Below are 20,262 nucleotides of genomic sequence, written 5' to 3'. Positions count from 1 at the left end.
TTGTGTAAAAGTAAAAGTATGGCTCAATAATTGAAGCACCAAATTAAAGTTGCCAAAATTAGTTAATTTTTATTGATGAATTTTTTAAAAAAATATAAATTTTATTTTCAATTAAAAAACGTGTATAAACTAGCAATTGTTGTGTTTATGTGCTTCTTTTCGATTTCATTTTTTGGTCAAGATAATTATACAATTGTTTTAGATGCTGGTCATGGAGGTAAAGATCCTGGAAATTTAGGAAATGGCTACAAAGAAAAAAATATTGCTCTAAAAGTAGCTTTAGAAGTTGGTGAACAGCTTAAAAAAAATAAAGATATTAAGGTGCTTTTTACTAGAAAAAAAGATGTTTTTATAGATTTATGGAGAAGAGGTGAAATTGCTAATAAAGCAAAAGCAACTTTGTTTGTTTCTATACATTGTGATTCTCATACTTCAAATGCTTATGGAGCAGGTACCTTTGTTTTAGGTTTAAGAGGAAATAAAAAGAACTTAGAAATCGCCAAAAGAGAGAATGCTGTTATTCTTTTAGAAGATAATTACGAAAAAAGATATGAGGGTTTTGACCCAAATTCTGCAGAATCTGTTATTGGATTATCATTACTGCAAGAAGAAAATTTAGATAAGAGCTTAGAAATTGCGAGTATTATACAAAACAATTTTGCTTTTAAACTTAAGAGAAATAATAGAAAAGTAAAACAAGATAATTTTCAAGTTTTAAGAGAAACTATTATGCCAAGCGTTTTAGTTGAACTAGGTTTTTTAACTAATAAAAAAGAAGGAAAATACTTAAGTTCTAAAAGAGGTCAGCAACAAATGGGTAAAGCTATTGCAGATGCTATTGTAGATTATATTAATCATTTAAAATTAAATACAATAAGCGAAGTTAAGATAGAGACACCAAAAAATTCTTTAGAATATAAAGTGCAAATAGCTTCTGGCAAAAATAAAATAGCAACAAAATCATATAATTTTAAAGGTTTAAAAAATATACAAAGGGTAAAAGTGGGTAATTATTATAAGTACTATTTTGGTATAACTAACTCATATAAAGAATCTTTAAAAAAAATTAACTATAGCTAAGTCTAAAGGTTATAAATCTGCTTTTTTAGTAGCTTTTTATAATGGAGAAAAGGTAAGTATAAATGAGGCTAAGAAATTACAAAACTGATTATATACTCCCAAAAATTATTAGTAATATTGTTATAAATTTCTATTTATGTCTAAAGAGTTAAAAACGGGGTTAATTTCTGTTATAATTATTATCCTATTTATTTGGGGTTTTAATTTTCTTAAAGGTCAAGATATTCTTCAACCCAATAATAGAAAATTTAAAGTTGAATATAAAAATGTTGGAGGATTAACTGAAGCTAGTTTTGTAACTATTAATGGTTTAAAGGTTGGTCAAGTAAGTAATATAGACTTTAATAAAAACCCTGAAAAAAGAGGGACTTTAATCGTAGATTTTTTTGTAGACAAAGATTTTGAGTTTTCAAAAAATAGTGTGGTAAAAATCTATTCTCCAAATCCACTTGCAGGTTCAAGTTTAGCAATAATACCTGATTATAATGGAGAAATTGCAGAATCTGGAGATTTTTTAAAGGGTGAAATAGAACCTGGTTTACTTTCATCTATTGGTGAACGTTTAGACCCAATACAAACTAAATTAGAACATGTTTTAGTTAGCGCAGATACTCTATTTCAAAATATAAATCATATTTTAAATGAGGATACTGCCTTAAGTATAAAAAAATCCATTAAAAATTTAGAATACACAATTGCTGATGTTAGAAAAACACTTAGCTCTCTTAATGGTATTTTAGATTCTAATAGTGTAGGATTAAAAGAAACATTAGACAACTCTAAGATCATTACTCAGAATTTAATTAGAGTTTCAGATACATTAGCTAATGCTAATTTTGGTGAAGTTGTTCGAAAAACAGAAATCACTTTAAACTCAGTAAATACAATTTTAAACGGTTTAAATAAAGGAGAAGGTACAGCAGGTAAACTTTTAAAGGACGAACAACTTTATACGAATTTAACGAATATGTCTAAGGAATTAGAAGAGTTGTTAAAAGATATGAAACTAAACCCAAAACGTTTTGTTCATTTTTCTTTATTTGGAAAAAAACCAAAGCCTTATACACCTGAAGAAGAAAAAAACAACAATAAATAAAAAATAGAATTTATAAACTAGTATGGAATATTTACCAAATATCATTTTTGCTATAGCACTTTTTGCTGGAATTGGATTTTTTGTGAACAATATTAAAAAGCTTTCTAGAAATATTAAGTTAGGTAAAGATGTAGATAGAAACGACAATAAATCAGAACGTTTCAAAAACATGGCTAAGATTGCTTTAGGACAATCTAAAATGGTAAAAAGGCCATTATCTGGTTTTTTACATATTATTGTTTACGTTGGTTTTATAATCATTAATATAGAGGTTCTCGAAATCGTTTTAGATGGATTATTAGGCACACATAGACTTTTTCAACCTATTCTAGGTGAAGCTTTTTATGGTTTCTTAATAGGTACTTTCGAAATTTTAGCAGTTTTAGTTTTATTAGCTGTAATTGTTTTTTGGTTAAGAAGAAATGTATCTAATATAAAAAGATTTTTAAGTGCAGAAATGAAAGGTTGGCCAAAAAATGATGGTAACTACATTTTATATTTTGAAGTTGTTTTAATGACATTATTTTTAACCATGAATGCAACAGATACTTCTTTTCAAGAAGCAGGAGTAGGTAATGTAATAAGTCAATATTTAGTACCTTTATTTGATGGGTTCTCAGCTGAAACTATTCATACTATAGAAAGAACTGCTTGGTGGATTCATATTTTAGGAATTTTAGTATTCTTAAATTATCTATACTATTCTAAGCATCTACATATTTTATTAGCTTTTCCTAACACTTATTTTGCAAACTTAAAACCAAAAGGTCAATTCAATAATTTAGCATCAGTAACTAATGAAGTTAAATTAATGATGGATCCAGATGCAGATCCTTATGCTATGCCAGAAGAAGGTGCAGAAGAAACTACACCAGAAAAATTTGGAGCAAGTGATGTAACAGATTTAAACTGGGTACAATTATTAAATGCTTACACATGTACAGAATGTGGTAGATGTACATCATCTTGTCCTGCAAACTTAACAGGTAAAAAATTGTCTCCTCGTAAAATAATGATGGATACTAGAGATCGTTTAGAAGAGGTAGGTAGAAATATCGACGCTAATAAAGGTGAATTTAAAGATGATGGAAAGCAATTATTAAATGATTATATAACTCCAGAAGAACTTTGGGCTTGTACAAGTTGTAATGCTTGTGTAGAAGAATGCCCTGTTAATATAGATCCTTTATCTATTATAATGGATATGCGTAGATATTTAGTAATGGAAGAAAGTGCTGCACCACAAGAATTAAATATGATGATGACCAATGTAGAAAATAATGGTGCAATGTGGCAATATAGCCAACAAGATCGTTTAAATTGGGCTAAAGAAGATTAAAAAATAGAGGTATGACAGTAAAAACAATGGCAGATTATTTTGCGGAAGGTAAACAACCAGAAGTTTTATTTTGGGTGGGTTCTGCAGGAAGTTATGATGATAGAGCTAAAAAAATAACAAAAGCTTTTGTAAAAATCTTAAATAAAGCAAATGTAGAATTTGCTGTTTTAGGTACAGAGGAATCTTCTACAGGAGATGCAGCAAAAAGAGCAGGAAATGAATTTTTATTTCAAATGCAAGCCATGATGAATATAGAGGTTTTAAATGGTTATGAAGTAAAAAAAATAGTGACTTGTGATCCTCATTCATTTAATACGTTAAAAAATGAATACCCCAATTTAGGAGGTAATTATGAAGTTTTTCATCATACTCAATTTATTCAAAATCTAATTAATGAAGGACGTTTAGAAATAAACGACACTACTTTAAAAGGAAAAAGAATTACGTTTCATGACCCTTGTTATTTAGGTAGAGCAAACGAAGTTTATGAATCTCCAAGAGATTTAATAAGAAGACTTGGTGTAGATTTAAAAGAAATGAAACGTAATAAATCTTCAGCATTATGTTGTGGAGCAGGAGGTGCCCAAATGTTTAAAGAGCCAGAAAAAGGTGATATGGATATAAACATTTTAAGAACCAAAGATGCTTTAGAAACTAATCCAAATATAATAGCAACAGGTTGTCCTTATTGTAATACAATGATGACAGATGGTATTAAATTTAATGAAAAAGAAGATCAAGTATTGGTTAAAGACATAGCAGAACTAATTGCTGAAGCAAACAACTTATAATAGAAATGGATAGATTTAAAAATGATGAGGTTTTAGATTATCCAAATATTTCAAAAATTAACTTTATAAAAATTAATAAGAAGTATTTTAAAGTACTTCTTATTAATTTTTTTTTATTTTTTGTTCCTTTATTAGTTACACTTATTCTATTAGATTTATTTGCTTTTAATGAGTCTGTTTTAAAATACAGAATCATTATTTACAGTTCTTTTTTTACTTTTTTTGTTTTTATCTTTTTATACATCAATTTCAGTTTTCCATTAAGAAGATATGCTGTTAGAGAGAAAGATATTACTTATAAATCTGGATTGTTTATAAGAAAGATGACTACTGTACCTTTTTCAAGAATTCAACATGTAGAAATTGATGAAAGTGTATTTTCTAGGTTATTCAAGTTAGCTAGTATTAGTGTTTTTACAGCTGGTGATTCAAGTGACGATCTAGTAATCAAAGGATTGTCAAAAGAAAAAGCTTTACAAATAAAAGAATTTATTAGTACTAAAGTAAATGACTAATTTTTCTGAATTTTCTAAACAATCACCAAAAGGAATTATAGTTCTTTACTTTAAACAGATATATACTACATTAAAGCTTTTTTGGATTTTACTTTTTTTTGCCATAAAAGATTTTTCAAAATTTTCTAAAATTGGAGAAAATTATATCTATTTAGGGATTTTAGTTGTGTTGCTATTTTTCTTTATTAGAGCTTTTTTAATTTACAAAAACTTTCTTTTTAAGATAGATAATAATCACTTTATATTACAGCAAGGTATTATTTCTAAAACAAACACATCTATACCATTTCATAGAATTCAAAATATAAATTTTAAGCAAAATTTAGTCCAGCAAATAATTAACGTTTACGAAGTAAGTATAGAAACTGCAGGCTCAACAGACACTGAAATAGCCATAAAAGCTCTTAATTTTGAAGATGCAAACAATTTAAAATCAGTAATTTTAGATAGTAAAGAAATAAATGAATCAGTAGTAAAACAAAGTACAGAAAAACCATTTCTTAAAATTTCTATACTTGAACTATTTAAAGTAAGTTTAACAGAAAATCACCTTAGAAATCTCTTTTTATTTTTTGCAATTCTTTTAGGTTTTTTTCAGCAAATACAGCAAATTGCAGATAGTTTTGGTGAAACTGAAACCTTAGATGGTTTTATAAAAGATAGCACAAATGCTGTTTCTACAAGTTTTATTTTAGTATTTTCATTGTTAGTGTTCTTAACAATAACCGCATTTATAACTTCATTTGTTAGAATATTTTTGGTTCACTTTAATTTATCTGCTTATCTAAAAAAGGATGCTTTTGAAATAAATCAAGGCTTGTTTACTAAAAAATCTATAATCTTAAAAAAACAAAAAATACAGAACATTACTGTTTCCACAAATCTTTTAAAAAGACTAATAGGTATTTCTTATATTACTTTTAAACAAGCTGTAAGCGGAAAAATAAATCAAAAAAACGAAAAGGTTATTAAGATTGTTGGTTGTAAAACAAATCAAGTTGATGATGTGAAAACAAATCTATATGATTTTAAAGATATAGAAGCACAAGTTAAAATGTATCCAGATGCTTATTATAAAAAACGAGTTTACTTATTTAATTTGCTTTTTTTAGTAATTATCTATGTATCTATATATATTTTTACAGAACCATTTTTTTTATATTCCTTAGTATTAATTTTACCTATTTATGGTTTTTTGATTCAAAAAAAGATTAAGAAAAGATTTTACAAGTTAAGTGATGAAATGATAGTAGTTGGAAATGGAATGATAGAAACACATCATACTTATTTAGAGCTATTTAAAGTGCAAAATATTAAATTAAAGCAAACTATTTTTCAGCAAAGAAGTAATGTTACAGATCTTGTTTTACAAACAGCTTCTGGTAAAATTACGGTTCCTTGTCTATCTTATAGTAAAGCTATAGAAATGTACAATCATATTTTATATAAAGTAGAAACTAGTCGTAAATCATGGATGTAAAAAGTTTTATTAAAGCAGCACGTTTACGAACATTGCCTTTGTCTATTTCTGGTATTATTGTTGGAAGTTATTTGGGTGTAGAGTATTTAAATTCAATGCTAACTACTAATAGTATAAAAGTTGTGGTATGGATGGCTCCAACTTTTTGGCTAGCCATATTAACTACTATAGGTTTTCAAGTTTTATCTAATTTTGCTAATGATTATGGAGATGGAATAAAAGGTTCTGATAAAAATAGAACTGGAGAGGCTAGAATGGTTTCTTCTGGTGCAATTACTCCAAAGCAAATGAAAAATGCAATAATTATAACAACAATCATTACATTAATTATTGCTATACTTTTAATTTACGTTGCTTTTGGTCGTGAAAATTTTGGGTATTCCTTAGTGTTTTTTCTCTTAGGTATAGCTTCTATAGCTGCAGCAATAAAATACACAGTAGGTAACTCTGCCTATGGATATTCTGGTTTTGGTGATGTTTTTGTTTTTCTTTTTTTTGGATTGCTAAGTGTAGTTGGTAGTTATTTTTTATTTACAAAAGAGATTAATTTACCAATATTTTTACCTGCAATAGCTATTGGTTTTTTAAGTACAGCTGTTTTAAATTTAAACAATTTAAGAGATAGAGATGAAGATAAAAAGAATAAAAAAAATACCTTAGTTGTAAAACTAGGAGCTTCAAAAGCAAAAAATTATCACTACTTTTTAATCTTTGGCGCACTTATTGTTTCTTTAGTTTACAGTTTTATCAATTATAAATCGCCAATTCAATTTATATTTATTGTCGCATTTATTCCTTTGATCATAAATGTAATAACAGTGGCTAAAAATAGAGTTCCTGCTGATTTAGATAAAGAACTTAAAAAAGTAGCTTTAAGTACTTTTTTGTTTGCTATTTTATTTTCGGTAGGCCAAATTTTATAAATCAATCAATATGAAAACAGTACTTAAAATATTTATTATTTCTTTATTTATCTATGCTTGTAATGATTCTAAAAATATAGGTTTAAAGGCTTTTGATGATTCTAATACTGTAATAAATGGACTAGTTTCTAGCTCAGAAAATGTAGATGAAGTTGTTGTAACAGGTTCTGCAATAAAATCAAAATCAGCATCTTTTAAAACGGAAAAGAAATTAATAAAAAATGGAAATATTTCTTTTGAAACTGATGATCTAGAAAAAACGAAAGCAAATATTACTGCTTTAATAAATAAATATGGAGGCTATATTTCTTCTGATAGTCAAAATTTTTACGGAAATACAAAATCTATTAATCTAAATGTTAGAATACCTGCTCAACATTTTGATAGTATTTTATCTGGTATTTCTAAAAATGTAACAAATTTTGATAATAAAGATATTAGAATTTATGATGTAACTGAGCAATTTTTAGATCTTGAAACAAGATTAAAAAATAAAAAAGAGTTAGAAAAAAAGTATTTAGATATTCTAAAAAAAGCAAAATCTGTTAAAGATATTTTAGATGTAGAAAGAGAGTTGGGTAAACTAAGAGAAGATATAGAATCTGCAGAAGGTAGATTAAAGTATTTACAAAATCAGGTTGCGTTTTCAACTTTAAACATCAACTTTTACAAAAGTGATTCAAATACAGTTGGTTTTGGTAGTAAAATAAAGGATGGTTTTGCTAATGGATTCGAAAATTTAAAATCATTTTTTATAGGTTTAATTAATGTTTGGCCTTTTGTAATTATCTTTATTGTTTTATTAATATTTATCAGAAAAAGATTAAAAAAGAATACATAAATTCATGAAAAGAATAAAAATAATTTTAGGTATTATATCAGTACTTGTAGTCATTTTTTTTGCAACAGGTTCTTTTATTAAAGAAACCAGTTATACTGCTTCTATTAAAATAAATAAGCCTTTAGAGAGTGTTTTTAAAGAATTTAATGATATGGAAAACACTAAAAAATGGATTCCAGAAATTAAATCTATAGATACCATTTCATCTAATTACGCAATTACTGGTAGTGTTTTTAAAATTGCAATTGATAATCAAGGTGAAACTATAAACATGACAGAAAAAGTTTTGGCTTATATACCTAATGAAAAAGTTACTTTGTTTTACGATGCAGAGAATATGTTAAAAACAAACGATTATATTTTTTCTGAAGAAAATGGTGTAACAAACATTGTTTTAAACGCAACTTGTTCAAGTGATTCTTATATTCTTTCTTGCTTATTTCCTTATTTCAAAGGTACTTTTAGAAACCAAGATCAACAGTATTTAACAAACTTTAAAGAGTTTTTAGAAAATGGTTCTGTAAAGTGATAAAGGCTTCCTATAAAAAATATACGCTTAACTTTAAAAATCCTAGTGGCACTTCACGTGGCATTTTAAGAACCAAAGAAACATGGTTTATCATTTTAAAAGAAGATGATAAAATCGGAATTGGAGAAACAGGATTATTTAGAGGTTTAAGTATTGATGATGTTGATGATTATGAAGACAAACTAAAATGGGCTTGTAAAAACATCAATTTAGGATTAACCCAATTACTTTCTCATTTTGTAAACTATCCATCTATTCAATTTGGATTAGAACAAGCTTTTTTATCATTAGAATCCTCTAATCCTTATACTTTATTTTCATCAAAATTTACAGAAAGTAAAGATTCAATATCCATAAATGGACTTATTTGGATGGGAGAAAAAGATTTTATGAAAAAGCAAATCATAGAAAAATTAGCAGCTGGGTTTTCTTGTATAAAAATGAAAATTGGGGCAATAGATTTTGATTCAGAGATAGAGTTACTTACATCTATAAGAAAAGAGTTTTCATCAAAAGAAATAGAGTTAAGAGTTGACGCAAATGGTGCTTTTAATCCAAATAATGCTTTAGAGAAATTACATAGATTATCTGAATTAGACCTACATTCTATAGAGCAACCTATAAAACAAGGTCAAATTGAAGAAATGGCTAATTTATGTGCTAAAACACCTTTACCAATTGCTTTAGATGAAGAATTAATTGGGGTATTTTCTTATGAAGATAAAAATAGGATTATCACTCAAATAAATCCACAATACATTATCTTAAAACCTAGTTTAGTTGGTGGTTTTGCAGGAAGTAAAGAATGGATTAATTTAGCTGAAGAAAATAATATTGGATGGTGGATAACATCTGCCTTAGAAAGTAATATTGGTTTAAATGCAATTGCGCAATTTACATATACATTGCAATCAAATTTACCACAAGGTTTAGGAACAGGTAGTTTATTTACGAACAATATAGATAGTCCTTTAGAGGTTAAAAAAGGAGCATTGCACTACAATAATCAACAAAACTGGAATTTTAATATTTAAAAATGAATTACATACAACAAGGGTTTACAGGAAAATTAGGCATGTGGAAATATGTTGTTTTTGCTGGTTTATTTTTTGGGTTTATGGCCCTTAATTTTTTAGGTTTAATGTTATTAGAAAAATTAGATCCTAATTTTAATATAGAGACGCTTATGAAAGAGCAAATCTTAGAAAAAGGAGCTAATCAATTTTTAGCTGAAAATTTATTTCCTTTTGCTATTGGTTTGTTTGCTTTGTTTTTTTGGGTAAAATATGTTCATAAACAAACTCTAACATCTTTTACAACATCAAGAAAAAAGATAGATTGGAAAAGAATCATATTTGCTTTTGCTTTATGGGGTAGTGTAACAGCTATTTTTATATTTATAGATTATAAAGTATCACCAGAAAATTATCAATTAAACTTTGAACTAGAGAAGTTTTTAATGTTAGCTTTAATTGGCATTTTATTAATTCCGTTACAAACTAGTTTTGAAGAATATTTTTTTAGAGGATATTTAATGCAAGGATTAGGAATTGTAACAAAAAATAGATGGTTTCCACTTATTTTTACTTCTGTTGTGTTTGGGATGTTACACATTGCAAATCCAGAAGTTTCTAAATTAGGTTATGGTATTCTATGGTATTATGTAGGTACAGGATTCTTTTTAGGAATTATTACTTTAATGGATGAAGGATTAGAATTAGCTTTAGGATTTCATGCTGCAAATAACTTAATTACAGCCTTATTAGTAACTGCAAATTGGACAGTTTTTCAAACAGATTCTTTCTTAATTGATTTATCTGAACCTTCTTTAGGTGCAGATGTTTATATACCAGTTTTTGTTGTTTTTCCAATTTTAACTTTCATTTTTGCAAAAAAATATAAATGGAATAATTGGAAAGAAAAGTTAACAGGTAAGATTACAAAACCAGTAAACCTTAAAGAGAACTATAGAGTTTTAGAAGAAATTGGAATGGAATAATATTCATAGAAGTTTTAGGTTAAATGATATTTCATTTAGCTCTGTAAATGAGTTAATTAAATATTCAGAAATCAATTTTAAAGAAATCTCATTTTTTTTAAAAGAATGGTTTTCTGATGAAGATTTTATAAAAGTGAATACTTCTGGTTCTACTGGAAAGCCAAAAACAATTTTTCTTAAAAAAGAATACATAATTAATTCTGCAAAAGCAACTGGTAGTTTTTTTGGTCTTTCTAAAAATACAAATGCTTTGTTATGTTTGCCAACCAAATATATTGCAGGAAAATTGATGGTGGTTAGAGCTTTAATTTTAGGTTGGCATTTAGATGTTATTTTTCCAAGTTTACATCCTTTAAATAATGCTACTAATCAATATGATTTTTCTGCTATGACACCTATGCAAGTAGAAAATTCCTTTTATAATTTAAATACTATTAAACAACTTATTGTAGGTGGAGGGGTAGTCTCAAAATCATTAGAAGAAAAATTACAGACATTAAAAACTAAAGTTTTTGCTACTTATGGTATGACAGAGACTATTACACATATTGCTGTAAAAAAATTAAATCATAAAATATATACACCCAATTATTATCAATTATTGCCAGGTGTAGAAATTTATAAAGATCAAAGAGATTGTTTATTGATAAAAGCTCCAAAAATAACAGATGATATTATTTTTACGAATGATGTTGTTCAACTTATTTCTGATAAACAATTCAATTGGCTTGGACGTTTTGATAATGTAATTAATTCTGGAGGTATAAAATTACAACCAGAAGTTATAGAAAATAAATTATCGAATGTACTTACTAATCGATTTTTTGTGACTGGATTTCCTGATGAGTATTTAGGAGAAAAATTAGTGTTAATTATTGAAGGTAAAGAAACAAAAATAAACTTTACTAAAAGTAACCTTACAAAGTACGAAGTACCAAAAACCATTTATTTTCTAGATAAATTTATTGAAACTGAAACAGGAAAAGTAAATAGAAAACAAACAAAATTACTTCTAGAAAAGTAACCTATCTATTTATATCATAAAAAATATTTTTATCAAACATTTCTTGAATTTCATTTCTTCCTAAACCAAATGGTTCTGTTGTATAATTTTTAGATTTATCTATATCAGATATACCACTTTTTTTATCTGTTTCATAATTATTTTGAATAACAAAAATAGAATCTTTTGTTACAGAAGATATCTTTAAAGTAGAGTAGTAGTTGGTATTTTTATTTTTAAATCTTATAACATCACCAGCCAAAGGTTCTTTTATATACTTTACAACATCTTTATCATGTTGAGCACTATAATAATAACCAATAGCTATTAAAATCGCTATTATACCTAAACCAGACCAGTACCAAATAGGCGTTTTAGTTTCTTTTTTAATATCTATAGAAGCTCTTCTTAGTTTTTCATTCATACCACTAAACTCATTAGTAGCTTTACAATTATTACATTCAGAAAATACTTTTTTACTCATTGGAAAAACAGGAATCCAATATAAATAACCGTATTTACCATACACAGATACTGTGTGTGGTGTTATTTGTTTACAAGTATCACATTCAATTGCAGTAGTTCTTTTTACGTCAATTAAAGAACCTTTAGTTCCGTAAAAAATCATTTGGTTAATTTTAAGTTTTTAAATATAAGTTTTTTTCTTTTTTCAATTTTACCTTTTTTAAACCTAAATTTTATATTGAATTATAACTTATTTAATAATTTAAATCCTATTTAAACAAAAGATCTATAGTTAAAACATCTAAATAACCATCTGCTAAAAGATTATTTTTAGTTTCAAAATTTTTAATAGCGTTTAAAGTCTCAATTCTGTAAACACCATCAATTTTTATGCTATCTCCTAATGAAACTAATCTTTTTTGAACCTCATAAATAATGGCATTTTTTTCTCCATTATAAAGATTAACATTTGGGTTGTATAGGTTTTTTATTTTAGCAAATTCTTCTTGCTCTTTAAAAGTCTCTAAATCTATGCCTTCTTCTTCAATAGTTTTAACTTCTATATTTGAAAGTCCGTTTTGTTTTAAGTTAAAAGAGTTTTCTAAAATAGCTTCGTAATAATTTACCTTAGCAAGTTTTTTTGCATAAGTTTCTACAGCAATTTTAGTTTGGTTGTCATCGTCTTCAGGAGTTCTAACATCTATACCATTAGCAGTCCATTGTAACATAACATAACTATCTAACTCTTCTAAAGCTTTGTAATAATTATATAAGAATTCTTGATTATGATAGTTTACATCAATTTTCTTATCAGTTTTATAATTTACTTCTGGTGTATTATATCTTTTGTATTGACTGTATTTTCCATAACCAATTAATGCCAAAATAATAATTAGTAAAAAAATGATAATTTGTTTCATGTAGAACTTTTTTGGTATGTAAACAAAAGTAACAAATTATAGTAATGTTTTTTAAATCTTTATTTATAAGTTAAAATAATTCAGGTTTTTACTATTTATATCGTAATAATTTATCTGAAGATTTTTGTAATTCATCTACACTTAGGCTATAAAAATCGAATGCTTAAAATTTTATTTCGTTTCATTTTTAAATTTGAGATATAAAATTATAAGACATGAAAAAAATTACTACGTTTTTATTTTTAATGCTATTTTTTATAAGCAATTCAGTAAATAGTCAGAACTACAAATATTTAGGAGAATATACTTCTAATGGCACACCACTTTACTTAGAATCAGAAAGAGATGTGGTTTCTACTCAAACTTTAGAAATGATTAGTAATTCTATACCAGAACAATATCCTGTGCCAGATTACAATCCACAATATATTACTGCAGGATATGATACAGATTTAAAAATAACATCAAATACAGATGTTTATGTAACATTTGTAGATGAAGGAGCAGGTTACAGAAATGTACTTGGATTTTATACTTATGATTTAAATGACCCTAACCCTCAAAAACCAAATAGAGAAGATTTAACTATAATTTTTCCAAATGCATCTTTACTTGGAAGTGGAGGAGGATTAAGAGTAGGAGATAAAGTAAATATAGGAAATTTCGAAGCTGGTACTGGAATTGGTTGGGTGTTATTAGCAAATGCTTGGAGTAGTTCTCAACAAAAAGTTGGTTGGGGTTTATGGGATTTGTATTCAAATGATGATTATAATCCAGAATCTAATCCTTCAGAAAGACAACATATTGTTACTTTAAATGACCCAACATCAGAAAGAATTATCATTGGATTTGAAGATATTAGAAGAGATAGAGGTGGTTGTGATCATGACTTTAATGATGCAATTTTTTATGTAACTGCAAGTTCTTATGAAGCCATAGATACTAATAATTTTGCAGATGTAAGTGATGCTACTAACGTAACTTCTGCTTATGATGGTGGTTTAGAAAGTAATGGTGATTTAGCAAGTTTAATAGCAAAAAGAAATTTTAAAAGATTTAAAAGTGGAGATGCTAACAATAAAAAAGAAAATCAATTAAAATTTGCAAAATCAGATTTGCAATCAAAAGGAACAACTTCACTTATTAATTATTTACCAGAAACAGGTATGTACGCAACAGAAACTGCAACAGTTTCTAGTCCAAATGATTTGATTGGTATAACAAATGCTACAGAGGTCTTTTCTGTAGATTATTATGAAGGTAATACTAGAGTTTCTGCAGTATTAGCAACGAAAACAGAAGGTAAAGTTTATGATCATTCTAAAATGATTTGTGATAGACTAAATAATTCTAGTTTAGAAGATGTTAGAACTGTAGTTTCAAGAGGGCATCAAATTATAGCATCAAAAATTAAAAGAGCATCAGGTGAAATAGAATTTACTCTAAGTTTTTCTATTAAAACCGATAATAATACTAATGAATTATTTAGTTTTTGGAATATAGACCAATATCCAGAAGGTAATTATCATAATTTTCAAATATGGGGGAGTTCATATGGACAAGTATTTTCTATTGCTAATCACATCATAGACACACATACAAACCAAAATGGATTAATAAGTAATAAAGTACAAGATGTGTTACCACCAGTTTTTGTAAAAAGTGGTGTATATAGAAATGGAGTTATAGAATTAAACATTGTAAATAAAGCAAATCAAAAAGCTATAGATTTTAACGCAAGTATTGCAAAAACAGAATTATCTGATCACGAAGATTTTTATTCAAATATATCTTTATCAGGTGCTTATAATGAAACTATTAAAATAGAAACTGGTGTTTTATTTGATTTAGGTTTTTCTCTAAAAACAGAAGTATCAGAACAAATAGATGCACTTTATTTAGCAGATGGTCCTTGGGGTTTAGATTATTTAGATGATAAAGCAACTATAAATGAATTTTCTATAGATTATGAAAATAGAGATTATGTAGATAATGTTTTCGAAGTCGATAGAAATGTATTTACTCAGGGTGAAGTTAATGGAAATGTAAATTTATTTAGACATATTTTACCTGGAGATCAAACGTTAGATGTAACAACATTTAAGTTCATGAATTTTGATTTAAACTCAAACAATGCTATAGAACTAGTTGTGGTTCAGAATGATAATAGAACTTGGGAAAACAGATTAAGAATGCAAATTCCTCCTTCTAATGGAGAAAATGTAAGTGTAGAATTATCAGATTTTAAAGATGCAAATGGTATTACAGTAAACATTACCAATATTAAGACTATTGTCTTTTCTGTAATAGGAGATTATACAAGCTTTAAAACGTTTAGTTTAGATGTAAAAAACGTAGCTTTTAGTAAAACAAGTAGTGTTTTATCTACAGATGTTTTTAATATTGAAGAGAATAATAAATTAATGAATTATCCAAATCCATTTTCAGAAAGAACAACTATTGTTTTACCTGAAGATTCAGATCTATCAGTAATAAAGGTAATAGATTTATTGGGAAGAGTAGTAGATTATAAAGATTTGGGAAGAACTAACAATAAAAAATTACAATACAATCATCCTAATTTAAATAAAGGAATGTATAAGTATATTTTATTAGATGATAAAAAGAATATTCATAAGGGTACGTTTTTAATAAATTAAGTTTTTTACTTTTGGTTAGGTTATATAAGTAGAAACTAAAAAAAGCTAAGGTATTTTCCTTAGCTTTTTCTTTTTAAAATCCTTGAGATATATTTTTTAAAGAATCTATATCTAATAATTGAATATCTTTTCCTTTAAATGCTAAATATTTTTTCTTTTTAAACTCAGATAAAAGACGAATTGCAGATTCAGTTGCAGTGCCAATAATATTTGCAATATCTTCTCTAGATAGATGTATATCTATACAACCATCTTCATTTACTCCAAATTTAGTTTCTAAGTGTAATAAGGTTTCAGCCAAACGTTGTTTCACATTTTTCTGAGCCATATTTACAATTATATCATCTGCATTTTTTAAAGAATTTGCCATGTTTTTTAAAACACCCATTGAAAAATTAGGATTTTTCTCAAGATCTTTTATAATTTCATCTTTTGGTATAAAACAAACTTCCATATCATTTAAAGCTACAGCATTTAAATTAGATACTTCATCAGAAATTAAACTTCTTTCACCTATTAAATCTCCTTTTTTAACTAAATTAACCACTTGGTTTCTTCCATTTTCACTCATTTTAGAGACCTTACAAACACCATCTTTAATACAGAAAATACCATTAATGTGTTCACCTTCATTAAAAAGAAATTCACCTTTTTTTATAGTTTTTGAAGTTTTACAATTTGACATTCTAATTAACTCATCTTTAGAAAGATGCTTTAAAGAATTAAATTGCCTAACTATACATTGTTCACATTTACTCATAAAGCTTAATACTTTTGCCTTTATGCAAGATAGTAAAAACATGACAAATATCATATTTTTAATATTTTTCTTGTTAGACATTTGTAGAAGGCAAAAGAGTAAATATGAATACTACACATTGTTATCATTGTGGAGATTCTTGTAAAGAAGATATCATTAAAATTGATGATAAAAGTTTCTGTTGTAATGGTTGTAAGACTGTTTATGAGATTTTTTCTGAAAACGATTTAACTTGTTATTACGATTTTCAAGACAATCCAGGTGCAATTCCTACTGAAATAAAAGGGAAGTATGATTTTTTAGATAATACAAAAATTATAGAAAAATTATTAGATTTTAATGACAATGATAATCAAATTGTAACACTTTATATTCCTCATATTCATTGTAGTTCTTGTATTTGGGTACTAGAAAATTTACAAAAATTAAATAATAAAATAATTTCTTCTCAAGTAAATTTTCCTAAGAAAACGGTTCGAATATCTTATAAATCAAATATTACTTCACTCAAAGAAATTGTTTTATTGTTGAGTGCAATTGGTTACGAACCTTACATAAGTTTAGAAGATTATGAAACTGGTAAAAATAAAGTAGATAGATCTCTAATTTATAAATTAGGTATTGCAGGGTTTGCTTTTGGTAACGTAATGTTTTTATCGTTTCCAGAGTATTTTGAAGTTTCAGAATTTTGGTTAGAACAATATAAAACTATTTTTCGTTGGTTAATGTTTATTTTCTCATTACCAGTAGTTTTTTATGCGGCTAACGATTATTTTATTTCTGCTTATAAAGGTTTACGCTCTAAAATGTTAAATATTGATGTACCAATTGCATTAGGAGTTTCTGTATTGTTTATTAGAAGTACAATCGAAATTATTTTTGATTTAGGAACAGGTTTTTTTGATAGTTTAACAGGCTTGGTTTTCTTTCTCTTATTAGGTAAATTTTTTCAACAAAAAACCTATAACTTCTTGTCTTTTGAGCGCGATTACAAATCTTATTTCCCTATAGCTGTTACACGAATATCATCAAATCAAAAAGAAGAAAATATACAAATTTATGATGTAAAAAAAGGGGATAGATTATTAATAAGAAATCAAGAATTAATTCCTGTAGATGGAATTTTAATAAATGGAAATGCACAAATAGATTACAGTTTTGTTACTGGAGAAGCTGCACCTGTAACAAAAAAATCGGGTGACAAAATATTTGCAGGAGGTAAACAATTGTCTGGTGTCTTAGAAATCGAAGTGTTAGCTTCAGTTTCTCAAAGTTATTTAACACAGCTTTGGAGTAATGATGTTTTTGCTAAAGACAAATCATCTTCTTTTAAAACATTAACTGATAAAATCAGTAAAAATTTTACCATTCTAGTTTTATTAATAGCTTTTATTTCAACAACTTTTTGGTTGTATTTAGATGTTTCAAAAGCCTTAAATGTTTTTACTTCAGTATTAATTATTGCTTGTCCTTGTGCTATTGCATTAGCAGCACCATTTACTTTAGGTAATCTATTACGCATTTTTGGCAAACAGAAGTTTTACTTAAAAAATGCAAAAGCTATAGAACAATTAGCAAGTATAGATACCATTATTTTTGATAAAACAGGAACGCTTACCACAAATAATGAAAGTAAAATTTCTTATGAAGGTCTACCTTTAAAACATTATGAAAAACGAGTTTTAAAAAGTGCTTTACGTGTTTCTAATCATCCTTTAAGTAGAACATTATATCAAACTTTTTTGGATGTAGAAGTTTTACAAATTGATAAGTATAATGAAGTAATTGGAAAAGGTATAGAAGTAAATTATGATAATAACATTCTAAAACTTGGGTCATCATCATTTGTAAAGAATCAAGAGCAGAAATCTTCTTTTGATACATCTGTACATATAAGTTTTAATGAAAATTATTTTGGAAAATTTACGTTTAAAAACTCCTACAGAATTGGAGTTAAACCATTATTTAATGCTTTAGAAAGTAATTATGAATTGGCAGTTGTTTCTGGAGATAATGAGGGCGAAAAAAAATATTTGCAAAAAATATTACCGAAAAAAACGAATTTTCTTTTCAATCAGAAACCAGAAGATAAATTACAAGTGATTAAAAAATATCAGCAGAAAAATAAAAATGTAGCTATGATTGGTGATGGGTTAAATGATGCAGGAGCTTTAGCTCAAAGTGATGTTGGTATTGCATTGTCAGAAAACATAAATGTATTTTCACCTGCTTGTGATGCTATTTTAGATGCTACCCAGTTTTATAAAATCAATCAAATTTTAAAAACTTCTAAAAAATCTATTCAGGTAATTAAGTATGCGTTTGTACTATCACTGTGTTATAATATTATAGGATTATATTTTGCAGTTACAGGTCAGTTAATGCCTGTAATAGCCGCTATTTTAATGCCTTTAAGTTCAATTAGTATTGTGGTTTTTACAACAATATCAACAAATATTTTAGGTAAGAAATTAAATAAATAATATGGAAATAAATAAATATATAGATCATACTTTGTTAAAACCCACTGCATCAAAAGCACAAATAATTGAGCTTTGTAAAGAAGCAGAATTATATAATTTTTATGCTGTTTGTGTCAATGGATGTTATGTAGCATTAGCAAAAAATCAATTAAAAAATACTGCTGTAAAAGTTGCTGCTGTAATTGGTTTTCCTTTAGGAGCTATGACAACTGAAGCTAAAGTTTACGAAGCTAAAGATTGTGTAAATAATGGAGCATCAGAAATTGATATGGTTATTAATATTGGTAAATTAATTGATGAAGAATTTGATTATATAGAAAACGAAATCAAAGAAATAAAACAAGCTATTGGAAATAAAGTTTTAAAAGTAATTTTTGAAAATTGTTTTTTAACAGCAGAACAAATTAAAAAGGCTTGTGAATTATCTATAAATGCAGGTGCAGATTATGTAAAAACATCTACAGGTTTTGGTTCTGGAGGAGCAACTATAAAAGATGTAAAACTAATGAAATCAGTAGTGGAAAATAAAGCTCAAATAAAAGCTGCTGGTGGTATTAGAGATATAACAACAGCATTAGAATACATAGAGTTAGGTGTTACTAGGTTAGGAACTTCTTCTGGAGTTTCTTTAGTAACAAAAGGAGTTTCAGATAAAAATAATTATTAAGATGAGTGTACATATCAATGCTAAAAAAGGTGAGGTTGCAGAGTCAGTTTTACTTCCTGGAGACCCTATGAGAGCAAAATGGATTGCAGATTATTTCTTAGAAAATGTAATGCAATATAATGATGTAAGAGGGATGTTAGGATATACAGGTACTTATAAAGGCAAAAGAGTTTCTGTACAAGGTACAGGCATGGGTATACCTTCAACACTTATTTATGCTCACGAATTAATAAACGAATTTGGAGTTAAAAATTTAATTAGGGTAGGTTCTGCAGGATCTTATCAAAAAGAAGTAAAAATTAGAGATATTGTTATTGCAATGGCAGCTTCTACTAACTCTGGATTAAATACTATTCGTTTCAATGGTGCAGATTATGCACCTACTGCAAGTTTTGATTTGTTTCAAAAAGCAATTAAGGTTGCAGAACAAAAAGGTATTGCTATAAAAGCAGGTAATATTTTAAGCTCAGATGAGTTTTATGCTGATGATTTTAATGATTTTAAAAAATGGGCAGATTATGGAGTTTTATGCGTAGAAATGGAAACAAATGGACTCTATACAGTTGCTGCAAAACATAATGTTAATGCATTATCTATTTTAACTATTTCAGATAGTTTGGTTACAAAAGAAAGAACAACATCAGAAGAAAGAGAACAAACCTTTAAAGAAATGATAGAAATTGCTTTAGAGTTAGCCTAACTATAAAGTAA

19 protein-coding genes are annotated in these 20,262 nt (G+C 26.8%); 16 read left to right on the top strand and 3 right to left on the bottom strand.

From position 1 onward, the window contains the following. Window positions 1-147 precede the first annotated feature (147 nt). The 12 genes from ACFOWD_RS11740 (at window position 148) to ACFOWD_RS11685 (ending at window position 11,617) form a co-directional block, all read left to right on the top strand. Window positions 148-1,080 carry an N-acetylmuramoyl-L-alanine amidase family protein gene (locus ACFOWD_RS11740; protein WP_377410776.1) on the top strand — a complete coding sequence of 311 codons (933 nt, stop codon included), beginning with the start codon at window positions 148-150 and terminating at the stop codon, window positions 1,078-1,080. Window positions 1,081-1,216: 136 nt separating this feature from the next. Beyond that, the gene (locus ACFOWD_RS11735) at window positions 1,217-2,176 is read left to right on the top strand and encodes an MlaD family protein (protein WP_377410774.1); all 960 of its coding nucleotides are present in this window, start codon (window positions 1,217-1,219) and stop codon (window positions 2,174-2,176) included. Window positions 2,177-2,198: 22 nt separating this feature from the next. Next, a complete protein-coding gene (locus tag ACFOWD_RS11730) occupies window positions 2,199-3,515 on the top strand; it encodes a 4Fe-4S dicluster domain-containing protein (RefSeq protein ID WP_377410772.1) in 1,317 nt (438 codons plus the stop codon). 11 nt (window positions 3,516-3,526) lie between these two features. Then, the gene (locus ACFOWD_RS11725; protein WP_377410770.1) at window positions 3,527-4,306 is read left to right on the top strand and encodes a (Fe-S)-binding protein; all 780 of its coding nucleotides are present in this window, start codon (window positions 3,527-3,529) and stop codon (window positions 4,304-4,306) included. Window positions 4,307-4,311: 5 nt separating this feature from the next. Then, window positions 4,312-4,821, top strand: a complete 510-nt coding sequence (locus tag ACFOWD_RS11720) for a PH domain-containing protein (RefSeq protein ID WP_377410768.1) — start codon at window positions 4,312-4,314, stop codon at window positions 4,819-4,821. Further along, entirely contained in the window at window positions 4,814-6,301 is a 1,488-nt protein-coding gene (locus tag ACFOWD_RS11715; RefSeq protein WP_377410766.1) for a PH domain-containing protein, read from the top strand. The genes ACFOWD_RS11720 and ACFOWD_RS11715 overlap by 8 nt, the downstream gene beginning before the upstream one ends. Beyond that, complete coding sequence (gene menA, locus ACFOWD_RS11710; protein WP_377410764.1) at window positions 6,292-7,224, top strand: 1,4-dihydroxy-2-naphthoate octaprenyltransferase; 933 nt, start codon at window positions 6,292-6,294, stop codon at window positions 7,222-7,224. The genes ACFOWD_RS11715 and menA overlap by 10 nt, the downstream gene beginning before the upstream one ends. Window positions 7,225-7,234: 10 nt before the next feature. Beyond that, the gene (locus ACFOWD_RS11705; RefSeq protein WP_377410762.1) at window positions 7,235-8,065 is read left to right on the top strand and encodes a DUF4349 domain-containing protein; all 831 of its coding nucleotides are present in this window, start codon (window positions 7,235-7,237) and stop codon (window positions 8,063-8,065) included. A gap of 4 nt (window positions 8,066-8,069) precedes the next feature. Then, a complete protein-coding gene (locus ACFOWD_RS11700; protein ID WP_377410760.1) occupies window positions 8,070-8,594 on the top strand; it encodes an SRPBCC family protein in 525 nt (174 codons plus the stop codon). After that, window positions 8,591-9,628, top strand: a complete 1,038-nt coding sequence (locus ACFOWD_RS11695; protein WP_377410758.1) for an o-succinylbenzoate synthase — start codon at window positions 8,591-8,593, stop codon at window positions 9,626-9,628. Before ACFOWD_RS11700 ends, ACFOWD_RS11695 begins: the two co-directional genes overlap by 4 nt. Before the next feature lie 2 nt (window positions 9,629-9,630). Continuing rightward, window positions 9,631-10,593 (top strand): CPBP family intramembrane glutamic endopeptidase, encoded by a 963-nt coding sequence (locus ACFOWD_RS11690; protein ID WP_377410756.1) that lies wholly within the window; start codon window positions 9,631-9,633, stop codon window positions 10,591-10,593. Further along, window positions 10,580-11,617, top strand: coding sequence for an AMP-binding protein (locus tag ACFOWD_RS11685; RefSeq protein WP_377410754.1), 1,038 nt, complete (start codon window positions 10,580-10,582; stop codon window positions 11,615-11,617). The genes ACFOWD_RS11690 and ACFOWD_RS11685 overlap by 14 nt, the downstream gene beginning before the upstream one ends. Window position 11,618: 1 nt before the next feature. Here ACFOWD_RS11685 and ACFOWD_RS11680 read toward each other — a convergent pair whose 3' ends face one another. Next, window positions 11,619-12,224: a hypothetical protein gene (locus tag ACFOWD_RS11680; RefSeq protein ID WP_377410752.1), complete on the bottom strand. Its 606-nt coding sequence runs from the start codon at window positions 12,222-12,224 to the stop codon at window positions 11,619-11,621. Between the two features lie 106 nt (window positions 12,225-12,330). Continuing rightward, entirely contained in the window at window positions 12,331-12,981 is a 651-nt protein-coding gene (locus ACFOWD_RS11675; protein WP_377410750.1) for a peptidoglycan-binding domain-containing protein, read from the bottom strand. 215 nt (window positions 12,982-13,196) lie between these two features. Between ACFOWD_RS11675 and ACFOWD_RS11670 the strand changes: the two genes are divergently transcribed. Beyond that, window positions 13,197-15,641, top strand: a complete 2,445-nt coding sequence (locus ACFOWD_RS11670) for a DUF4114 domain-containing protein (RefSeq protein ID WP_377410748.1) — start codon at window positions 13,197-13,199, stop codon at window positions 15,639-15,641. A gap of 73 nt (window positions 15,642-15,714) precedes the next feature. Here ACFOWD_RS11670 and ACFOWD_RS11665 read toward each other — a convergent pair whose 3' ends face one another. Further along, on the bottom strand, window positions 15,715-16,401 hold the full coding sequence (locus tag ACFOWD_RS11665) for a Crp/Fnr family transcriptional regulator (protein WP_377410746.1): 687 nt from the start codon (window positions 16,399-16,401) through the stop codon (window positions 15,715-15,717). A gap of 104 nt (window positions 16,402-16,505) precedes the next feature. Between ACFOWD_RS11665 and ACFOWD_RS11660 the strand changes: the two genes are divergently transcribed. Genes ACFOWD_RS11660 through deoD form a run of 3 tightly spaced genes read left to right on the top strand, consistent with a single transcriptional unit; the run spans window position 16,506 to window position 20,251 of the window. Further along, window positions 16,506-18,884, top strand: a complete 2,379-nt coding sequence (locus ACFOWD_RS11660) for a heavy metal translocating P-type ATPase (protein WP_377410744.1) — start codon at window positions 16,506-16,508, stop codon at window positions 18,882-18,884. 1 nt (window position 18,885) lies between these two features. Then, the gene (gene deoC, locus ACFOWD_RS11655) at window positions 18,886-19,551 is read left to right on the top strand and encodes a deoxyribose-phosphate aldolase (RefSeq protein WP_377410742.1); all 666 of its coding nucleotides are present in this window, start codon (window positions 18,886-18,888) and stop codon (window positions 19,549-19,551) included. A gap of 1 nt (window position 19,552) precedes the next feature. Beyond that, window positions 19,553-20,251, top strand: coding sequence for a purine-nucleoside phosphorylase (deoD, locus tag ACFOWD_RS11650; RefSeq protein ID WP_377410740.1), 699 nt, complete (start codon window positions 19,553-19,555; stop codon window positions 20,249-20,251). Window positions 20,252-20,262: the final 11 nt, after the last annotated feature.

The sequence above is a fragment of the Polaribacter marinivivus genome (assembly GCF_042651285.1).
Taxonomy (GTDB): domain Bacteria; phylum Bacteroidota; class Bacteroidia; order Flavobacteriales; family Flavobacteriaceae; genus Polaribacter; species Polaribacter marinivivus.
The sequence above is the reverse complement of the archived record's forward strand: the minus strand, read 5'-3'. Positions and strand labels throughout refer to the sequence as shown.

Coding starts and splice junctions, on each gene's coding strand:
- ACFOWD_RS11740 (WP_377410776.1), top strand. CDS start 148: ATGTGCTTCTTTTCGATTTCATTTTTTGGTCAAGATAATTATACAATT.
- ACFOWD_RS11735 (WP_377410774.1), top strand. CDS start 1,217: ATGTCTAAAGAGTTAAAAACGGGGTTAATTTCTGTTATAATTATTATC.
- ACFOWD_RS11730 (WP_377410772.1), top strand. CDS start 2,199: ATGGAATATTTACCAAATATCATTTTTGCTATAGCACTTTTTGCTGGA.
- ACFOWD_RS11725 (WP_377410770.1), top strand. CDS start 3,527: ATGACAGTAAAAACAATGGCAGATTATTTTGCGGAAGGTAAACAACCA.
- ACFOWD_RS11720 (WP_377410768.1), top strand. CDS start 4,312: ATGGATAGATTTAAAAATGATGAGGTTTTAGATTATCCAAATATTTCA.
- ACFOWD_RS11715 (WP_377410766.1), top strand. CDS start 4,814: ATGACTAATTTTTCTGAATTTTCTAAACAATCACCAAAAGGAATTATA.
- menA (WP_377410764.1), top strand. CDS start 6,292: ATGGATGTAAAAAGTTTTATTAAAGCAGCACGTTTACGAACATTGCCT.
- ACFOWD_RS11705 (WP_377410762.1), top strand. CDS start 7,235: ATGAAAACAGTACTTAAAATATTTATTATTTCTTTATTTATCTATGCT.
- ACFOWD_RS11700 (WP_377410760.1), top strand. CDS start 8,070: ATGAAAAGAATAAAAATAATTTTAGGTATTATATCAGTACTTGTAGTC.
- ACFOWD_RS11690 (WP_377410756.1), top strand. CDS start 9,631: ATGAATTACATACAACAAGGGTTTACAGGAAAATTAGGCATGTGGAAA.
- ACFOWD_RS11680 (WP_377410752.1), bottom strand. CDS start 12,224: ATGATTTTTTACGGAACTAAAGGTTCTTTAATTGACGTAAAAAGAACT.
- ACFOWD_RS11675 (WP_377410750.1), bottom strand. CDS start 12,981: ATGAAACAAATTATCATTTTTTTACTAATTATTATTTTGGCATTAATT.
- ACFOWD_RS11670 (WP_377410748.1), top strand. CDS start 13,197: ATGAAAAAAATTACTACGTTTTTATTTTTAATGCTATTTTTTATAAGC.
- ACFOWD_RS11665 (WP_377410746.1), bottom strand. CDS start 16,401: ATGAGTAAATGTGAACAATGTATAGTTAGGCAATTTAATTCTTTAAAG.
- ACFOWD_RS11660 (WP_377410744.1), top strand. CDS start 16,506: ATGAATACTACACATTGTTATCATTGTGGAGATTCTTGTAAAGAAGAT.
- deoC (WP_377410742.1), top strand. CDS start 18,886: ATGGAAATAAATAAATATATAGATCATACTTTGTTAAAACCCACTGCA.
- deoD (WP_377410740.1), top strand. CDS start 19,553: ATGAGTGTACATATCAATGCTAAAAAAGGTGAGGTTGCAGAGTCAGTT.